14 protein-coding genes are annotated in these 18251 nt (G+C 73.7%); 6 read left to right on the top strand and 8 right to left on the bottom strand.

Annotated elements, in window-relative coordinates; genetic code table 11:
* Positions 1-268 precede the first annotated feature (268 nt).
* Together ACIQCH_RS32900 and ACIQCH_RS32905 are read right to left on the bottom strand one after the other, a co-directional pair.
* Complete coding sequence (locus tag ACIQCH_RS32900) at positions 269-2455, bottom strand: alkaline phosphatase D family protein (protein WP_402587020.1); 2187 nt, start codon at positions 2453-2455, stop codon at positions 269-271.
* A 295-nt stretch (positions 2456-2750) separates the two neighbouring features.
* Positions 2751-3392 (bottom strand): HNH endonuclease family protein, encoded by a 642-nt coding sequence (locus ACIQCH_RS32905; RefSeq protein ID WP_402587022.1) that lies wholly within the window; start codon positions 3390-3392, stop codon positions 2751-2753.
* Positions 3393-4019: 627 nt separating this feature from the next.
* Between ACIQCH_RS32905 and ACIQCH_RS32910 the strand changes: the two genes are divergently transcribed.
* On the top strand, positions 4020-4598 hold the full coding sequence (locus ACIQCH_RS32910; RefSeq protein WP_402587024.1) for a TMEM165/GDT1 family protein: 579 nt from the start codon (positions 4020-4022) through the stop codon (positions 4596-4598).
* Positions 4599-4975: 377 nt separating this feature from the next.
* On the opposite strand, the gene ACIQCH_RS32915 is transcribed toward ACIQCH_RS32910, so the two are convergent.
* Together ACIQCH_RS32915 and ACIQCH_RS32920 are read right to left on the bottom strand one after the other, a co-directional pair.
* Complete coding sequence (locus tag ACIQCH_RS32915; RefSeq protein WP_402587026.1) at positions 4976-5695, bottom strand: HAD-IA family hydrolase; 720 nt, start codon at positions 5693-5695, stop codon at positions 4976-4978.
* 276 nt (positions 5696-5971) lie between these two features.
* Positions 5972-7219, bottom strand: a complete 1248-nt coding sequence (locus ACIQCH_RS32920; protein WP_402587028.1) for a peptidoglycan-binding protein — start codon at positions 7217-7219, stop codon at positions 5972-5974.
* Between the two features lie 130 nt (positions 7220-7349).
* Here ACIQCH_RS32920 and ACIQCH_RS32925 point away from each other — a divergent pair, with 130 nt between their 5' ends.
* Complete coding sequence (locus ACIQCH_RS32925) at positions 7350-9404, top strand: DHA2 family efflux MFS transporter permease subunit (protein ID WP_402587030.1); 2055 nt, start codon at positions 7350-7352, stop codon at positions 9402-9404.
* Positions 9405-9485: 81 nt separating this feature from the next.
* On the opposite strand, the gene ACIQCH_RS32930 is transcribed toward ACIQCH_RS32925, so the two are convergent.
* Positions 9486-9995 (bottom strand): GNAT family N-acetyltransferase, encoded by a 510-nt coding sequence (locus ACIQCH_RS32930; RefSeq protein ID WP_402587032.1) that lies wholly within the window; start codon positions 9993-9995, stop codon positions 9486-9488.
* Positions 9996-10102: 107 nt separating this feature from the next.
* On the opposite strand from ACIQCH_RS32930, the gene ACIQCH_RS32935 reads away from it, so the two are divergent.
* The 3 genes from ACIQCH_RS32935 (at position 10103) to ACIQCH_RS32945 (ending at position 13273) form a co-directional block, all read left to right on the top strand.
* Positions 10103-10510: a nuclear transport factor 2 family protein gene (locus ACIQCH_RS32935; RefSeq protein WP_402587034.1), complete on the top strand. Its 408-nt coding sequence runs from the start codon at positions 10103-10105 to the stop codon at positions 10508-10510.
* Between the two features lie 86 nt (positions 10511-10596).
* The gene (locus tag ACIQCH_RS32940) at positions 10597-10938 is read left to right on the top strand and encodes an antibiotic biosynthesis monooxygenase family protein (protein WP_402587036.1); all 342 of its coding nucleotides are present in this window, start codon (positions 10597-10599) and stop codon (positions 10936-10938) included.
* A 259-nt stretch (positions 10939-11197) separates the two neighbouring features.
* A complete protein-coding gene (locus ACIQCH_RS32945; RefSeq protein WP_402587084.1) occupies positions 11198-13273 on the top strand; it encodes a phosphatase PAP2 family protein in 2076 nt (691 codons plus the stop codon).
* A gap of 312 nt (positions 13274-13585) precedes the next feature.
* Here ACIQCH_RS32945 and ACIQCH_RS32950 read toward each other — a convergent pair whose 3' ends face one another.
* Positions 13586-14827, bottom strand: coding sequence for a cytochrome P450 (locus tag ACIQCH_RS32950; protein ID WP_402587086.1), 1242 nt, complete (start codon positions 14825-14827; stop codon positions 13586-13588).
* Positions 14828-15141: 314 nt separating this feature from the next.
* Here ACIQCH_RS32950 and ACIQCH_RS32955 point away from each other — a divergent pair, with 314 nt between their 5' ends.
* The gene (locus ACIQCH_RS32955; protein WP_402587038.1) at positions 15142-16311 is read left to right on the top strand and encodes a steroid 3-ketoacyl-CoA thiolase; all 1170 of its coding nucleotides are present in this window, start codon (positions 15142-15144) and stop codon (positions 16309-16311) included.
* Positions 16312-16469: 158 nt separating this feature from the next.
* Here ACIQCH_RS32955 and ACIQCH_RS32960 read toward each other — a convergent pair whose 3' ends face one another.
* Positions 16470-16877, bottom strand: a complete 408-nt coding sequence (locus ACIQCH_RS32960; protein WP_402576303.1) for a transglycosylase SLT domain-containing protein — start codon at positions 16875-16877, stop codon at positions 16470-16472.
* A gap of 501 nt (positions 16878-17378) precedes the next feature.
* Positions 17379-18161: an ECF transporter S component gene (locus ACIQCH_RS32965; RefSeq protein ID WP_402587088.1), complete on the bottom strand. Its 783-nt coding sequence runs from the start codon at positions 18159-18161 to the stop codon at positions 17379-17381.
* Positions 18162-18251 lie beyond the last annotated feature (90 nt).

An 18251-nucleotide genomic window follows, 5' to 3' on the forward strand; every position in this document is an offset into this window, starting at 1 on the left:
CACCCCGGAGGCTTTGGGGCTTCGCCCTGGCCTTCGGCCACCTCCGGCCCGGGCCTGCCTCCGGTCCAGCCTGCCACCCCTGTCAAGCGCCTCCCCCACACACCACGGGGCGGCACTCCCTCGAGATCGTGCACCTGGGTCACCGCCCAGGGGGTTGGTGGTTCGGGGTGGCGGCTCGTGATCTCGTGCACCTGGGTCCGGCCCTTCGCCGCGCGCCGCGACGGGTCTTGCGCAGGGCCCGGGAGACGGTCTCCGGTCGGCGGGTGCGTCAGCCGGGGTGGCCGGTCGTGTCCGGGACCGGCCCGCTGGCGGCCGTCGCGTGACCCTGTGCCGGGACCCGTGGGTCGGGGTCCGGGCCGGACGCCGCCAGCCAGCGTTCCGCGACCGTCGTCAGGCGGGCGGCGCCTTCCGGGCGGCGGCGCCGCCACCTTCCGGCGGTGGCGGCCCGGTCCAGGGCGAGGTGGGCCGTACGCCCCTCCAGGGCCAGCGTCATGAGCTGGTTGCCGAACCACGGCCCGCCCGTACGACGCCACGTCAGCGGGGGCCGCCCGGTCCGGCCGTGCCGGCTGAGCATCCGGCCGAGCCACCGTCCCGCCCGGCTCCAGCCGAACCGGAAGCCGAGGTTCACCAGTCGGTGCACCGAGTTGTGCACCGGGGAGCAGGTCAGCTGGAACACCCCTGAGGTGGTCGCGAGCCGCGGCTCGGCCACGTACGAGTGGTGTACGTCGCCGGACAGGACGCACACCGTCGCCGGTGCCCGCGGTCCCGTCGCCACCTGTTCGACGAGGTCGCCGAGGGCGGTGAAGGACCGCGGGAACGCCGCCCAGTGCTCCAGATCGCTGCGCCGCCGCAGGTCCTCGCCGATCCGGGCCCAGCGCGGCCCCCGTACGCCGCGGCACAGCGCCGCGTCCCACGCCTCCGCGTCGTGGATCAGCGGCGGCAGCAGCCACGGCAGCGAGACGCCGAACAGGAGGTGGTCGTAGCCGCCGTGGCCCTCCAGGGCGTTCTCGCGCAGCCAGGCGAGTTCGGCCGGGCCGATCATGGCGCGGGCGTGCTCGTCGAGGACGCGGCCGGCGCGGGTGTCCACCATCAGGAGGCGGGTGCGCCCGAAGTCGCGGCGGTAGCTCCAGCGCACGTCGCCCGGGGCCGATTCGGCGCGGGCGGCGAACCGGCGGAGCTCTGCCGTGCCGTCGTCGGCGGCCCGCACGGCCGCGTAGAGGGGGTCGGCGGACAGTTCGGCGGGGGAGAGGTTCCCCAGGTGCTGGTGGACCCAGTACGACATCAGGCCGCTGAGGACGCGCTCGTGCCACCACGGCGCGGCCCGCATCTCCGCCAGCCAGGTGGCGCTGGTGTTCCAGTCGTCGATCAGGTCGTGATCGTCGAAGATCATGCAGCTGGGGACCGTGGAGAGCAGCCAGCGGACCTCGGGGTCGAGCCAGGACTCGTAGTACAGGTGGGTGAACTCCTCGTAGTCCGCCACCTGCTCGCCCGGCGGTACGTCGAGGTCCCGGCGGGCGGCCAGCCAGGCGCGGGTCGCGGGGGTGACCTGGTCGGCGTACACCTGGTCGCCGAGGAGCACGAGCACGTCGGGGCGCGGCGCGTCGGGACGGGCGACGAGGCGTGCGGCGAGGGCGTCGAGCGCGTCGGGTTCGTGCGGGCCTCGGCCCTGGGCGCGCTCGCGGTGGAGGTGGTGGAGGCGGTGTTCGTCGTGTTCGTGTTGCTGGGGTGCGGCAGGGGGGTGGGGTGTTGCGTGGTCACCGGCGTCGGGGGGCGGGGACGGCCGGGGGGCGTCGGCCACGGGCGGGGCGGCCTGGCGGCACGAGCCGAACGTCACGCGCACCGGCGGTGCCGGGCGACCCGGGACGGCGGGCCGGGGCGTGGTGATGGTGCTCGGCGGGAACGGGCTGTCGGGCAGCGGCCAGACGCGGTGCCCCTCGACGAGGACCTCGTACGCCGTCGTGGTCCCCGGCGTCAGTCCGGTCACCGGTATCAGGGCGTAGTGGTGCCCGGCGATCGCGAACGTCCGCTCGGTCCCGGTCGCCGGTCCGTCGGCGCACCGCACCTCGACGGTGCCGGGGCGGTCCGTCTCGACCCAGACGGTGGCGGTCGTGCCGGTGGCCCAGTCGACGTGGCGCAGGAGCGGGCCCAGCCGCAGCGCGGGGAGGCCCGGGGCGTGGATGTCTGGGGCGGGGAGGGTCAAGGTGCGGACGTCCGGGGTGGGGACGTCCAGGGTGGGGGCGTCCGCGGCGGCGAGTTCCGGGGCGGGGACGTCCAAGGTGGGGGCGTCCGCGGTGGGGATGTCCAGGGTGGGGGCGTCCGTGGTCGGGACGCCGGTGGTCGGGACGCCGGTGGTGGGGGCGTCCGTGGTGGGGACGGGCGGTTCGGCTTCCGCTTCCGGTCGGGTCCGTGCCGCGGTCCCGGCCGTTGTGTCGGTCCTGTCGTTGGATGCGGGCATCCCAGTCACCCCGGTCACGCAACTCCCCCTCTTCCGTAGCCCCTCGGACAAATTACGACGGGAAGGGGGAGTGTGGTTCCGGCTCGGCCGCGGTGACCGGAATCCGGTACCCGAGCGCGTCGGGGGAGGTGGGGGCCGGTGGACCGTGGGGGTGTGGCCGCTGCGCGCCGGGAGGGGCCGGGGCCCGGGCTTCCTGGTGCCCGGGCCCCGGTGTCCTCGGTGGCCGGCTGTCCGTCAATTCCGGTGCCGCGATCGTGGGTTCCGGTCGTGGCGGACGTAGCTGAAACGGTTCGTCTCAGCAGCCGTTGAGGGTGTTCACGAGCGCGGTCTTCTCGGCGGAGTCCATGTTCAGGCCCCAGTACTGCTTCACGTTGACCCACATGCGGGCGTAGGTGCAGCGGTACGAGGCCAGGGACGGCATCCACTTCGCCGGGTCGAGGTCGCCCTTGGCCTGGTTCACGTTGTCGGTGACGGCGATGAGCTGCGGGCGGGTCAGGTCGTTGGCGAACTGCTGGCGCTTGGCGGTGGTCCAGGAGCTCGCCCCCGAACGCCACGCCTCGGCCAGCGGCACGACGTGGTCGATGTCGAGGTCGGAGGCCAGGGTCCAGGTGGCGCCGTCGTACGCGGAGTACCAGGAGCCGCTGGTGGCGGCGCAGCTGGAGTCGGTGACGACGTTCACGCCGTCGCGCTTGAGGACGGTCTCGCGGGTGTTGCAGGTGCCGGAGACGGTGCTCCAGTGGGGGAACAGGTCGCGGCTGTACCCGCTGGACGAGCCGTCCGCCTTCGGCGTGACGGTGGCGAGGTAGGCGCGGGCTGCGGCGGCGCTGATCGGGGCGGGGGGCGCGGCCTGGGCGGCCGGAGCGTTGATGAGGGCGGTGACGGCGACCGTGGCTGCTGCCGCGAGCATGCCAAATCGACGCGCGTAGACACCGGACATGAGAGCTCCTTGATGCGGGGAAATGGCCGGGCGGGCCCTTGCGGGGGCCCGGGTCATGGTGGCGCCGCAGGGTTACCTGGCGGTGGGCGCCAGGTAACAGGGTGACGACATGGCCACGTCACAACAAGGTGCTGAACACGCTTCTGTTGGCTGGAAATTGACGGTCTGTCTGGGGGTTTCTGTTGATATCTGGGGTTCTGTGGATGTGTGGGTGGGGTGGGGTGGATGGGGCGGGTGGGGTGATGGGTGCGGTGGGGCTGTCGGTGGGTGGGTGCGAGGGGTGCGAGGGGTGCGAGGGGTGCGGGAGGGTGGCGGGGGCGGGGCCGGTTCGGGACCAAAGTCCCTGATGGTGGGGATCCGGCGTCCCGTATGCTGGGGGGAGCAGAAGGGGAGTAGCTCTTCGCCGGACCGTCGACATACTGCTGGGCCAGTCCCAGCCGGCGCCCGGAGGCAGACCACGGCACGGGTGCCGGGTCGGCCAGCGAGACCTTCGGCCACAGTTCCGCGTACGTATTTCGTCTGTCCTTGCGTACGGGGCGCTGTCGAGCCGAAGCGACCCCTGGAACAGTGCAGGTCCGGTCTCTCGGCCCGGTGGCGTCCCGCCCCGACCGATTGAGGTTCCACTCCGTGATCAGCTTCAGCATCCTGGCGATCGCCTTCGGCGTTGTCTTCCTCGCCGAGCTTCCCGACAAGACGGCCCTGGCCGGGCTCATGCTGGGCACCCGCTACCGCGCTTCGTACGTCTTCGCCGGTGTCGCCGCCGCCTTCGCCGTGCACGTGGGCCTCGCCATCGCCGCGGGCAGCGTGCTGAGCCTGCTGCCGCACCGGCTGGTGCAGGCGTTCGTCGGCGTGCTCTTCCTGATCGGTGCGGCGATGCTGCTGCTGAAGAAGGACGAGGGCGAGGAGGCCGTCAAGGCGCCGAAGGACCAGTCCTTCTGGAAGGTGTCCGGGGCCGGCTTCATGCTCATCCTGGTCGCCGAGTTCGGTGACCTGACGCAGATCATGACCGCCAACCTGGCCGCCCGGTACGACGACCCTGTCTCGGTCGGCATCGGTGCGGTGCTGGCCCTGTGGGCGGTGGCGGGGCTGGGCATCCTGGGCGGCCGCACGCTGATGAAGCGGGTGCCGCTTCGGCTGATCACGAAGGTCGCGGCCGTGGTGATGGGCGCCCTGGCGGCCTTCAGCCTGTACGAGGCCATCGCCTGATGCGGGCGGCGGTCCGGGGCCGTGCCGTGGGCGGTTTCGCCGCTGATTCGGTGGTCGTGCGTTCGTCGCGCGTGGGTGTCGCGCCGGTGGCGCCGACGTCTCCCGTCGGCCCCGTGCCGGACGGCCGCGACATCCGTGCCGAGTGTCGTCGGGCGGCCGCACGCTGATGAGGTGCAGAGGTGGTGTCCGGGCAGCTGCTGGGGGCGCCCGTCCGGCTCGTGTCGGCGGCCGCGCTCGTCCTGGTCGCGCCCTGCCCGGTGGCCGCCCTCATGGGTCGGCGGATGCGGTTTGTGAAGGCGGTCACCGTGGCGCCGGGTCCGGACCGGAAGGCTGGTGGGGACGCCCGCCCCGCCCGACCGCCACGGGCCGCCGACGTATCAGGCGGCGGTGGGGGCGGCGTACGACGGGCGGACCGTGAGGCGGATGGTGCCGTCGGGGGTCGGACTGACCTCGACCTCGGTGAGGTCGGCGACGTGCACGGTGGGCCCGTGGGCGCCCGCGCGGGGGCCGATGCCCACCACGCGCATGCCGGCCGCCCGGCCCGCCGCGATGCCGGCGCCGGAGTCCTCGAACACGACGCAGTCGGCCGGGTCGACGCCCAGTTCGGCGGCGCCCTTCAGGAACCCCTCGGGGTGCGGCTTGCTGGCCCCGACCTGCTCGGCGGTCACCCGTACCTCGGGCATCCGCAGCTCCGTAGCGGCCATGCGGGCGGTGGCGAGGGCTTCGTCCGCCGAGGTCACGAGGGCGTGCGGAAGGGCCGCGATCGCGGTCATGAAGGCGGGTGCGCCCGGTACGGGGACGACGCCGTCCATGTCGGCGGTCTCGCGCGCGAGCATCACCGCGTTGTCCGCGTGGTTGAGCTCCATCGGGCGGTCCGGCAGCAGGATGGCCATCGTGGCGTAGCCCTGGCGGCCGTGGGCGATCTCGAGGGCCTCGTCGGGGTCCAGGCCGTGCCGCTCGGCCCAGTCGCGCCAGCAGCGCTCCACCACCGCGTCCGAGTTCACGAGGGTGCCGTCCATGTCCAGGAGGAGGGCCTTGGCGGTCAGGACGACCGGCTCGACGGGGGCGGCTTCGAGGGCGGTGGTGCTGGCCGGCATCGGTGTGCTCCAGGCTCCGGGGCGCGGGAAAGAGGACAGAGCGGTTCCGTCCGCCGGTCAGGGAGTACGGACGGAACCACTTTGTTCCTACACGATACAAAACCGAGGGCGGGTTGCGCCAGCCCGTGTCCTCTGCGTGCTCCGCAGGGGCTCTGACCTGGCCGTCCGTGCGGGAGGCGGTGCATCGCGGGCGTCGTCGGCCCGGCACGCGAACGCCCCCGCTCGCCCCACGCGTGACGGCGGGGCGGGCGGGGGCGTGGCCCTCCGGGGGTGTTCCTACGGCTCGTGGGTGATCTTCTCGAGGACCTGGCGGGTGGCGGGGCCGTAGACGCCGCTGGGGTCGCCGGAGACGTGGGCCGAGTCCTGGAAGTCGGCGACCGCGGACCTCAGCTTCGACGTGTAGTGGCCGTTGACGGGCCCCCGGTACGTCCCCCACTCCGCCAGCCGGCGCTGCAGCTCGGTGACCTCGGCGCCGGCGTCGCCGGTGCTGAGGGTCGGGCCGCCCGGGTCCGCGGCCTTGGAGCGCGTCGGGCGCGGGGAGGGGGTCGAGGCCGGCGTGCTCGGGTCGGCCGACGGGCTCTCCGTCGGGTCCGCCGACGCGCTCGGGGAGGGCGTGTCGGACGCCTCCGGCGAGGTGGAGGCCTCCGGGTCCGCGGACGAGGGGGCGGCGGACGCGCCGGGGACCTCGGAGTCCGCCGAGGACGTCGGTGCGTCCGCCCCCGAGGTCCGCGCCGGCCGCGCGCCGGCCACCGCCTGGTCGCCGTCCTCGTCGCCCGGCACCATGAACGCCACCAGGGCCGCTGTCGCGAGTACCGCCACCGCCGCCCCGGCCATCAGCGGAACGGGCCGGCCCTCCCGGCCGGACCGCCGCCCGCGGCCCTGACCCCGGCCGGCGGCGCGCGGGCCGGAGACCTGGGGGGCGACGCCCCGGGGGCCGTGCGGGAGGGCCACCGCGCGCAGCATCATCGTGTCCCCGCCGGGCTCGTGCGCGGGGTCGTGCTCCGTGGCCGCCGGAGTGACCGGCAGGGGCTGGGTCGCGTACTCCTCGGCGGGTGCCACCGGCCGGCCCGGGTCGCCGGGGTGGGGCGGGGGCGTGGTGCCGTCGTAGGGGGGCGGCTCCGGGTGGCTCCCGGGCGCGCCCTCGGGGTGGGGGGCCGCCGGCTGCGGGGTCCCGAAGGCGGGGAAGGGCTGGGTCATGGCGTTCGGGGGCTGCACCACGCCCAGGACCGGGTGCGGCTCGCCCCGGCCCGCGTCGGCCGTGTCGTGGGGGCCGGCGGGGCCCGGTCCGGTCGGGCCGTAGCCCGGGGTGCCGGGCGCGGCCGTGCCGGGACCCGGGGTCGCGGGAGCCGTCGGGCCGTGGTCCGTGCCGCCGGTGCCGGTGGGGGACCAGTCCGAGGCGCCCGTCGGGCGGTTCGGGCGGGTCACGTACGGGCGTATGCGCAGCGGGTCGTAGCCGGTCGTCGGCGCGCAGGTGCAGCCCGCCGACCGTGCGGCGTTGCAATCCGGACAGCGCTCGTCGCTCACCGATGGATCCCCTCCCTGAGAACTGCCAGCGATTATGCAGACCCGCGGCGGTCCGCCCAACCGCCCGACAGGCCATAACCGGACAGACCCCCCAGGATGGATATGTCATCGGCGCCCCTAGGAGGAGTCCATGGCTCAGGAAGTGGCCCCCACACCCCTGGACCCCGGCGACGGACCCGCGGCCGAGCACACCCGACGCAGTGTGATGGTCGCGATCGGAGCCCTGCTGCTGGGCCTGCTGCTCGCCGCTCTCGACCAGACCATCGTCTCGACGGCGCTGCCGACCATCGTCAGCGATCTCGGCGGCATGGACCATCTGTCCTGGGTCGTGACGGCGTACATGCTCGCCTCCACCGCGGCCACCCCGCTCTGGGGCAAGCTCGGCGACCAGTACGGGCGCAAGAAGCTCTTCCAGGGCGCGATCGTGCTCTTCCTGATCGGCTCGGCCCTGTGCGGCCTGGCCCAGAACATGCCGGAGCTCATCGGCTTCCGCGCGCTCCAGGGCCTGGGCGGCGGCGGGCTGATGGTGCTGTCGATGGCGATCGTCGGCGACATCGTCCCGCCGCGCGAACGTGGCAGGTACCAGGGCCTGTTCGGTGCGGTCTTCGGCGCGACCAGCGTCCTGGGCCCGCTGCTGGGCGGGTTGTTCGTGGACCACCTGTCGTGGCGCTGGGTGTTCTACATCAACCTCCCCATCGGTGTCGTCGCCCTCGTCGTCATCGCGGCGGTGCTGCACATCCCGGTGCGCTCCGAACGCCACACCATCGACTACCTCGGCACCGTCCTCATCGCCTCGGTCGCCACCTGTCTCGTGCTCGTCGCGTCGCTCGGCGGCAGCTGGGGCTGGGGCTCGCCGATGATCGTCTCGCTGGCCGTGCTGGGCGTCGTCCTGCTGATCGCCTTCGTCCTCGTCGAACGCCGCGCCGCCGAACCGGTGCTCCCCCTGAAGCTGTTCCGCATCCGCACCTTCACCCTGTGCTCGGTCATCAGCTTCATCGTCGGCTTCGCGATGTTCGGTGCGATGGTCTACCTCCCGACCTTCCTCCAGATCGTCCAGGGCGTCTCGCCCACCATGTCCGGCGTGCACATGCTGCCGATGGTGCTCGGCATGCTGGTCACCTCCACGGCCTCCGGACAGATCGTCAGCCGCACCGGGCGTTGGAAGGTCTTCCCCATCGCCGGCACCGCCGTCACCGCCGTCGGCCTGCTGTTCCTGCACCAGTTGGAGCGCACCAGCTCCACCTGGACCATGAGCGTCTACTTCTTCGTCTTCGGCGCGGGCCTCGGCCTGGTCATGCAGGTGCTGGTGCTGGCCGTGCAGAACGCCGTCAGCTACGCCGACCTCGGCGTCGCCACCTCGGGAGCCACCTTCTTCCGGTCGATCGGGGCCTCCTTCGGCGTGGCGATCTTCGGAACGGTCTTCACCAACCGCCTCGACGACACGCTCGCCCGGACCCTGGCCGGCCAGACACTGCCGCCGGGCGCCGGGACCGCGCAGCTCGAGGCCGACCCGCGATCCATCTCCCTCCTCCCCGCGAACCTGCAGCCGCAGGTGCTCGACGCCTACTCCACCGCCATCACCGACGTCTTCCTCTACGCGGTGCCCGTCGTGCTCGTGGCCTTCGCCGTGTCCTGGTTCCTGAAGGAGGACACGCTGCGGGCCTCGGTGACCGCCCCGGACGTCAGCGAGACGCTCGCCTCCAACCCCGTGCAGCGCTCCTCCCGCGACGAGGTGGCCCGGGCGCTGTCGGTGCTGGGCACCCACCAGGGCCGCAAGCACATCTACGAGAAGGTCACCGCGAAGGCCGGCTACGACCTGCTGCCCGCCTCCAGTTGGCTGTTGCTGCGCATCCGGAAGTACGGGTCGGCGGAGCCCGCGGCGCTCGCCGAACGCACCGCGGTCCCCCTGCGGGTGATCACCGACGCCGCCCGGCAGGTGGAGCAGCGCGGCCTCGCGGTGCGCGAGGGCCTGCCCCTGGTGTTCACCGACGCCGGCCGGGTGGCCGCCGACCGGTTGGCCGACGCCCGGCAGGAGTCCCTCGCCGAGCTGCTGGGCGACTGGTGGGGCCCGGACCGTCCGACGGACCTGATCCGGCTCGTGGAGGAGCTGAACCGGGAGCTGTGCGGGTCGGACGCCGAGGAGCCGTACGACGCCCTGGCCCCCCGGGACCACGCCGCGCCCTGACCGTGCGGGCGGGGGCCGGTCCCGCCGCGCTCCGCGCAGGCGCCTGCGCGGGGCACGGCGGGGTGGCGTGCCGCGACGGTGTCAGACGAGCCGCTTCTCGAACCAGTGCTGGGCGTACGGGCCGTCGTTGTACGCCGGTATCTCGGCGTACCCGTGCTTCGCGTACAGGCCGCGGGCCTCCACCAGGTCCGTGCGCGTGTCGAGGCGTATCCGCTCGGCACCCAGCGACCTGGCGGTCTCTTCGAGGGCGGTGATCAGGGCGGCGCCGCCGCCGGTTCCGCGCAGGGCCGGGCGTACGTACACGCGCGTCAGCTCCGCGGTCCGGGCGTCGAGGAGCCGCAGCCCGGCGCACGCGCCGGGCTCTCCGCCGTACCGGCCGACCAGGAACTCGCCGGTCGGGCGGGCGAGCTCGGTGCCGGGGTCGTCGGCGATGTGTTCGTCCAGCTCCGCCTCCGTGGCGGGCCGGTTCCAGTAGCGGCTGGCCACCTCGGCGAGGTAGTCCCGGGCGAGTGCGCCCGCGTCGGGACCCGTCATCGGCTCGGGGGCAACGGTCCAGTTCAGGGCTGTGTTCTGGGTGTGCTGTGCGGTCATGCCGCCATGATGCCGACTTCTGCCGACCCGTCGCGTGGAATATCCACAGGCGCGGACGGATGATAGGAAAAACCGCCAATTACAGGGATTGAGGGGTGTGAATCGCCATGTCGGAGCATCCGGACGCCGCCCTCGTACGCCGCGGGTACCTCGCCTTCTCCAACGGGGACATGGACGAACTCTCGCGGCTCCTGACCGCGGACGTCATCCACCACGTCCCCGGCGACAACCAGTTCTCCGGGCACCACAAGGGTCGCGAGCACGTGCTCGACTTCTACCGGCGGCTCGGCCAGGAGACCAACGGGACCATGCAGGTGCTGCTGGAGTCGGTGCTCGCCGACGGGCGCGGGCACGTCATGGCCTTCCACACCGTGCGGGCGGACCGCGGCGACCGCGGCATCGAGATCCGCGAAGGGATCTTCTTCACGATCGTCGGCGGCAAGATCACCGACATGGACCAGTGCACGGAGGACATCGACGAGGAGAACGCCTTCTGGGGCCCGGCCGCCGCCTGACGTACCCGGGATGTAGGAGACTGCTGGCACGTGATCGAGGCCGGGCCCGGGCGGGCCCGGTCGGTGTCTCCCGAGAGGTGTCCTGCGTGTCCGTCGTGAAGATCAATGTGCTGACCGTGCCGGCCGAGCAGCGTGAGGTGCTGGAGAAGCGCTTCTCCGCGCGGGCCGGCTCCGTGGAGAACTCCGACGGCTTCGAGTGGTTCGAGCTGCTGCGGCCGATCGAGGGCACCGACCAGTACCTCGTGTACACGCGCTGGCGCGACGAGGCCGCGTTCCAGGCCTGGATGGAGGGGCCGATGAAGGCCGCGCACCAGGGCGCGGCGGGCGGCGAGGGCGGCCACGGCGGCGGCGAGCGGCCGAAGCCGGCCGCGTCGGGCTCGACCCTCTGGTCGTTCGAGGTGGTGCAGCAGGCCGCCCCGAAGCACTAGGGACTGCCTTTCGGATCAGGCCGGGCTCGCGGGGCACCCGAACGGATGGTCCGCGAGGACGTCACCGGCCCGCGCGGCGGGCCGTTCCCCGTGCCGCGCGCACCCCCGTCCCCGCCCCGTCCGGGGCCCGCCGCCCCGCCGTGACGGGCCGTTCCGCCGGCTCCCGCCGCGCCCGCCCCGGAACGGGGGCGTCCGCTCGGGCCGCGAACCGGTCCGGACCCGGCAGAGAGCCTGGTCCGGGACGCCCGGGCCCCGCACTATCGTCGTCCGGGTAGATCCGGAGCGGCAGCCGGGCGGACCACGGCTGCCGTGGTCCGCGGCGCCCGGAGGCACGCGGACCGGGCGTACGGCGGGAGGCCGACGGCGCGTGGCGAATGCGGCGGAGCACAGCGGAGCGGCGACCGTACGCGCCCGGGCCATAGCCGTACGAGCCGGTGCGACGGGCTCCCCGACCACCGACCGGCCGCCCGCTGCCCGCGTCCTGCTGGGGCTCGCCGCCGCGAGCCTGCTGCTGGTCGCGCTGCCGGGTCACGGCGCCCTCCCTCCGGAGCGGACCGGCTTCGTCCCGGTGTTCCTCGTCCTCCTCGTCCTCCTGGGCTGCCTGTGCGTGCCCGACGAGCGCGGTTCCGGAGCCCTCGTCGGCAGCGCCGCCGTCCTCCAGCCCGCCCTGCTCCTCTTCGTCCCGCTCCTGTGGTCCACCGGCCGCCGCGGCGCGGCCCGCGCGACCGCCGTCACGTTCGCCGCCGGCACCGCCCTCGCGTGGGCGGCACGGGCGTACGGGCCGTGGACGCACGGCGTCCAGCACCTCGCCGGTACCGGCCCCGGCGGCCGTCCCGGCCCCCTCGCGGACCCGTCCCTGCACGGCGCGCTGCTGCGCCTCGGGCTGACCGGCCCGGCGGCGGCCGTGCTGTTCGCGGTGGCGGCCGCGGTCGTCTGCGGGCTCGGCCTGCGCCGGGCCGTGCGGTACGCCCACGACGGCCAGCACCTGTTGGCCGTCGCCCTGACCGGCTGCGCCGCCGCGGCCGTCGTGCCCACCGGCTGGCAGCACCAGCTCCTATGGGTGCTGCTCGCCGCCGTCGGCAAGGTCGGCACCCGGGCCGCCGACCGCGCGGTGTGGCCGGTGGCCGTCGCGCTGGTCGTGACCCTGCCCGGCGACATGCTGCTGCCCCACGTCGACGCCCTGGCTCCCGTACGCGACAACACCCTGCTCATCGCGGCCCTCGCCGCCGCCTGCGCCGTGCCGTTCGTGAGCCGCACGTCCCCGTACTGGCGCCGCCCCGTCCCCACCCGGTACGCCGCCCCCGCCGCCACCCCCGCGCGGTGGTCGCGAATACCGCTGCCGCCCCTCTGGCGCCGGGCGCTCGGCCGCCCGAACCTCCTGCTGGAGCTGCTGCTCATCCGGGTCGGCTACTCGATCTACTCGCTCATCCGGGCATCCGCCCCGAACGGCCGGGCCCTCGCCGAGGGCCACGGCCGGCAGATCCACGCACTGGAGGGTGCGCTCGGCATCGACATCGAACACGGCGTCAACCGGTGGGTGGTGGGCCACCCCTGGCTGAAGGGGGGTTTCGGCTTCTACTACACCTCCTTCCACTTCGTGGTGCCGCTGACGATCCTGGCCCTGCTGTACTGGCGCCGCCCCGCCGACTACCGGTGGGCGCGCGCCTCCCTGGGCCTGGCCACGGTCATCGCGCTGGTGGGCTTCTGGCTCTACCCGCTGGCGCCGCCGCGGCTGATGCCCGGGCTCGGCTTCGTGGACACCGTCCACGGGCCGCAGGACCTGGCGAACCCGCAGTACGGCGCCATGACCGCGATCTCCAACCAGTACGCGGCGATGCCCTCGCTGCACTTCGGCTGGTCGCTGTGGTGCGGGGTGGTCGTCTTCGTCCTGGCGCGGCGGCGGTGGCAGAAGGCGGTGGGGCTGGTCCACCCGCTGGTCACGGTGTGCGCGATCGTCGCCACCGCCAACCACTGGGTGCTGGACGCGGTCGGCGGCGCGGCCGTCGTCGCCGCGGGCTTCGGCCTCGTGCGCGTCCTGTCGGGGCCGCGGAGCACGGGCGTACGGGGTACGGGCGTCCGGGACGAGGGCCTGTGGGATGCGGGCCTGTGGGATGCGGGCCTGCGGGACGGGGGCCTGCGGGGAACGGGCGCGCGGGACGGCGGCGCCCCGGACACCGCCACCCGTGACACCGCAGCCCGTGACACCGCCGCGCGGGACGCGGGTGGACGCGAGGAAGGATGCACCGACGCACCGCCCGGGCCGCGGCCGGCCGACGGCCCCAGGCCGCCCGCCCAGCGGGACGCCGGCCGCCCCGAGCGCGCGCTCACGAAGTAGCCCCACGGGGCCGCCGCGGAGCGGCTCGGGCCCCCGCCGCGCGGCGGCACGGGATCGCGGCCGAAAGGGCGCCGGGGTGCACCACCGGTGCCCCCGGCGCCCTTTCGGGTGGATCGCCGCGTCCAGTCAGGATCGCCCCGATCGGGGCGGGCCGCCACCCGGATGGGCGACAGGGGCCGGGGCGTGGGAGGAGAGAGGCCCCTGCCGCCCGGGACCCGGGCCGGCCGGCTGCCCTGGAGCGCGGTCCGCCCCGGACCATGGAGGGACACGGGGGTCGGCCCGCGCCGGCCGACCCGGACGTGCCGTGCGGCGCTACCCGTGGCTGACCCGGAGCTCCTTGATGCCGTTGAGCCAGGCGGCCCGCAGCCGCCGCGGGTCGCCGGTCAGCCGCAGGTCCGGCAGGGCGTCCGCGACGGCGTTGAAGATGAGCTCGATCTCCAGGACCGCCAGCGACTTGCCGAGGCAGAAGTGCGGTCCGCCGCCCCCGAAGCCCAGGTGCGGGTTGGGGTCGCGGGTGATGTCGAAGGCGTCGGGGTGCTCGAAGACCTCGGGGTCGTGGTTGGCGGAGGAGTAGAACAGGCCGACCCGGTCGCCGGCCCGGATCTTCTGCCCGCCCAGCTCGGTGTCCTGGGTGGCGGTGCGCTGGAAGGAGACCACGGGCGTGGCCCAGCGGACGATCTCCTCGGCGGCGGTGGCCGGGCGCTCGCGCTTGAAGAGCTCCCACTGGTCGGGGTGGGTGAGGAAGGCGTGCATGCCGTGGCTGATGGCGTTGCGGGTGGTCTCGTTGCCCGCGACGGCCAGCAGCAGGACGAAGAAGCCGAACTCGTCGGAGCTGAGGTTGCCCTGCCCCTCGGCGGCCACGAGCTGCGTGACGATGTCCTTGGCCGGGCACTGCTTGCGCTCGGCGGACATGTTCATCGCGTAACCGATCAGCTCGACGGCCGCGTTGGAGCCGACCTCCTCGGTGATGGCGTACTCGGGGTCGTCGTACGCGACCATCTGGTTCGACCAGTGGAAGATCCGGGAGCGGTCCTCCTGCGGTACGCCGATGAGTTCGGCGATGGCCTGCAGCGGCAGCTCGCACGCCACCCGGGTGACGAAGTCGAAGTCGCCGCCCTCGGCCGCGGCGCGCGCGCCCGCGACGATCCGGCGAGCCCGCTCGCGCAGCGCGTCCTCCAGGCCGCGGATGGCGCGCGGGGTGAAGCCGCGCTGGACGATCTGGCGGACCCGGGTGTGCTCGGGCGGGTCCATGTTCAGCATGATCAGCCGCTGCGCGTCGATCGCCTCGCGCTGGATGTGCTCGTTGAAGCGGATGATCGCGGTGTTGGTGTGGGAGGAGAAGAGTTCCGGGTGCGTGGAGACGTACTTGACGTCCGCGTGCCGGGTGACGGCCCAGTAGCCCTCGTCGTCGAAGCCGGTGACGCCGCGGGGCTGCGGGCACCACCAGACGGGCGCGGTCCGCCGGAGCAGCGCGAACTCGGGGAACGGGACGCGGGCCTGGAGCAGGTCGGGGTCGGTGGCGTCGAACCCCTCGGGAAGCGCGGGGCAGGGCATCGGCAACTCCAAAGTCCGACTCGTCATGGATCCGTGCAATCCGTGCCTTGATTCTGACGGTCCATCAGAAGTTGGCTCGAAAGGTAGTAACGAGTTCTAGAAGTGACAAGGCCTCCGGCGTCAACTGTTGCGCCGCGCGAGGAGCCGCGCCAGGCGCGTACGCGTGCGGAATCTGTGCGAGTCCCGCGCAAGACCCTTGCGGAGCGGGGGTTCCGGTCATAAGACTGCGGGGAGAACTAGAACGCGTACTAGTTTGGAGGCAGGGGTCGCCGGGACGGCCCGCTGCCGCGCAGAGAGGCAGAGAGGACGAGCTCATGGCCGCGGAACCCGTCATCGTCGAAGCCGTACGCACCCCCATCGGCAAGCGCGGAGGCGCGCTCGCCAACCTGCACCCCGCCTACCTGCTGGGCGAGACCTACCGCGAGCTGCTCGCCCGCACCGGCATCCACGCCGACTGCGTCGAGCAGATCGTCGGCGGTACGGTCACCCATGCCGGCGAGCAGTCCATGAACCCGGCGCGCACCGCGTGGCTGGCCATGGGCCTGCCGTACGAGACCGCGGCGACGACCGTGGACTGCCAGTGCGGCTCCTCGCAGCAGGCCAACCACATGGTCGCGAACATGATCTCGGGCGGGGTCATGGACATCGGCATCGCGTGCGGGGTCGAGGCGATGAGCCGCGTGCCGCTCGGCTCGGGGTCCAAGCACGGGCCGGGCAAGCCGTTCCCGGACGAGTGGAACGTCGACCTGCCCAACCAGTTCGAGGCGGCCGAGCGCATCGGCCGCAACCGCGGGCTGACCAGGCGGGACGTGGACGCGCTCGGGGTGCTGTCGCAGCAGCGGGCCGCGCAGGCCTGGGCGGAGGAGCGCTTCAAGCGGGAGACCTTCGCGGTGCAGGTGCCCACGACCGAGGACGAGCAGCGGGCCGGCCAGGGCATGTGGCGGCTGGTCGACCGGGACGAGGGCCTGCGCGACACCAGCATGGAGGCGCTGGCCGGGCTGAAGCCGGTGATGCCGACCGCCATCCACACGGCCGGCAACTCCTCGCAGATCTCGGACGGGGCGGCGGCCGTGATGTGGGCCTCGCGGAAGATGGCGCGGGCCCTGAAGCTGAAACCGCGGGCGCGCATCGTGGCCCAGACCCTGGTGGGGGCGGACCCGCACTACCACCTCGACGGGCCGATCGACGCGACGCGCGCGGTGCTGGGCAAGGCCGGGATGTCCCTGAAGGACATCGACCTGGTGGAGATCAACGAGGCGTTCGCGTCGGTGGTGCTGAGCTGGGCCAAGGTCTTCGGCCAGGACCTGGAGAAGGTCAACGTCAACGGCGGCGCCATCGCCCTCGGCCACCCCGTCGGGGCCACCGGCGCCCGGCTGATCACCACCGCGCTGCACGAGCTGGAGCGGCGGGACAAGGAGTTCGCGCTGATCACGATGTGCGCGGGCGGCGCGCTGGCGACCGGGACGATCATCCAGCGCCTCTGAGGCGCGGAGCGCCGCCCCGTCGCCGCGGTCACGTGCGCGGTGACGGGTTCCGGCGCCCTCGAGACCCTTCTGGGCCCCTGGGGATGGGGGAAGGCCCCGGTGGCCGGCCTGGGGAGGCCGGCCACCGGGGCCTTCGTACGTCTTTGCCCGCTGGTGGCTTAGTACCAGTGGTTGGCCTGCCAGAAGTTCCAGGCGCCGACCGGGGAGCCGTAGCGGGAGTTCATGTAGTCCAGGCCCCACTTGATCTGGGTGGCCGGGTTGGTCTTCCAGTCCGCGCCGGCGGAGGACATCTTCGAGGCCGGCAGGGCCTGGACCAGGCCGTAGGCGCCGGAGGAGGCGTTGGTGGCGGTGTAGTCCCAGCCGCTCTCGTGCTCGACGATGTTGCTGAAGGCCGCGAACTGCGCCGGGTCCTTGATCATCTGCTGGGCGATCGCCTTGGCGCTCGTCGGGGCGGCAGCCTGCGCCGGCACGGTGGCGAGCAGGGAACCGGCGGCGGCAAGGCCGACCACGGTGCCCGCGAGGGTCTTCTTGGAGGTGGCGATGCGGCGGATGATGGCGTAGGACACGGAGGGGCCTTCCGTAGGGGGCAGGGCGGTCGCGACAGACTGGGGACGCGCGGGGCCGCTCACGTCGGGTGACGGGGGGCCGTGCGGTCCGGTCACCGGGAGGGCCCGGCCCTGGCTTCCCAGGGGGGCCGGTCCGGCCGGCTGCCTTACAGCGGGGTGATCCCGGTGGACCCTTGCGGATCCGGGATCCCGGGTGGTTGAGGCCCGGGCCGCCGTGGCGACGCATCCAGTTCTACGGCGGTCCGCCGGCGGTTGGCAACGACCCCTGCTACTAGCCCCGGTAGGAGCCGGGGGGCCGGCGCCCCGGAGCCGTGTGGCACGCGTCCGTGCAGGTCAGGGGGTAGGTGTGTGGGGCATAAGGGACATAAGGCTGGGGGTCAGGCCCTACGAACCGGCTTCGTATGTGACGTACGTCCTGTGGGCCGCCTCACCGGCGGAGGGCTCGGATGTCGCGTTCCGTCACGAGATGGACCTGTTTTTGGGGTGTTCTAAATGTCCGATTTAAGGTGATTCGAAGGTGGTGGGGGCGACGAAGGAGGCCTTCCGCGTGGCCCGGCGCAGGGCGCGCAGCAGCGTGCCGCCCAGGGTCAGCGTCAGGACCACCGTCAGCGCGGCCCGGCCGAGGTCCCAGCCGAGGGAGGTGGCGGCGCAGTAGGCGAGGAAGCGGGCCAGGTTCGCGCCCAGCGGGTCGCCGGGGTGGAAGGAGATGCCGGAGGACATGCCCTGGAGCAGCACCCAGCCCTGCAGGTTCATGGCCGTGCCGTACGCGAAGGAGCCCGCGAAGCCGTACGCCGCCAGCAGCGCGAGCTCGCCGCGCCCGCGCAGCCGGTCGGGGGCGGGCAGCAGGCCGGCACCCAGCGAGAACCAGCCCATGGCGAGCATCTGGAACGGCATCCACGGCCCCACCCCGCCCGTCAGCAGGGCGGAGGCGAACATCGTGACGGCGCCCAGCACGAAGCCGAAGCCGGGGCCGAGGACGCGGCCGCTGAGCACCATCAGGAAGAACATCGGCTCCAGGCCGGCCGTGCCCGCGCCCAGCGGCCGCAGGGCCGCGCCGACCGCCGCCAGGACGCCGAGCATGGCCACGGCCTTGGCGTCCACCCCGCCGTCGGACAGGGTCGCGACGACGACGCCGACGAGGAGGGGGAGCAGCGCTGCGAAGAGCCAGGGGGCGTCCTGGGAGTGGCTCAGGCCGGACTGCGCGTCGGCGAGCAGCGGCCAGCCGAAGGCGGCGACGCCGACGAGGCTGACCAGGACCAGGGCGGCGGCACCGCGGGGGCCGATGCGGAGCGGGCGGGCCCGCGATCCCGGGGCCGGGGGCTTCGGGGCGGGGGCCGTGGCGGGGGAGGTCGTGGGTGCGGTGGCGGGTGTGGT

It is taken from the genome of Streptomyces sp. NPDC093225, from assembly GCF_044753805.1.
Lineage (GTDB): Bacteria > Actinomycetota > Actinomycetes > Streptomycetales > Streptomycetaceae > Streptomyces.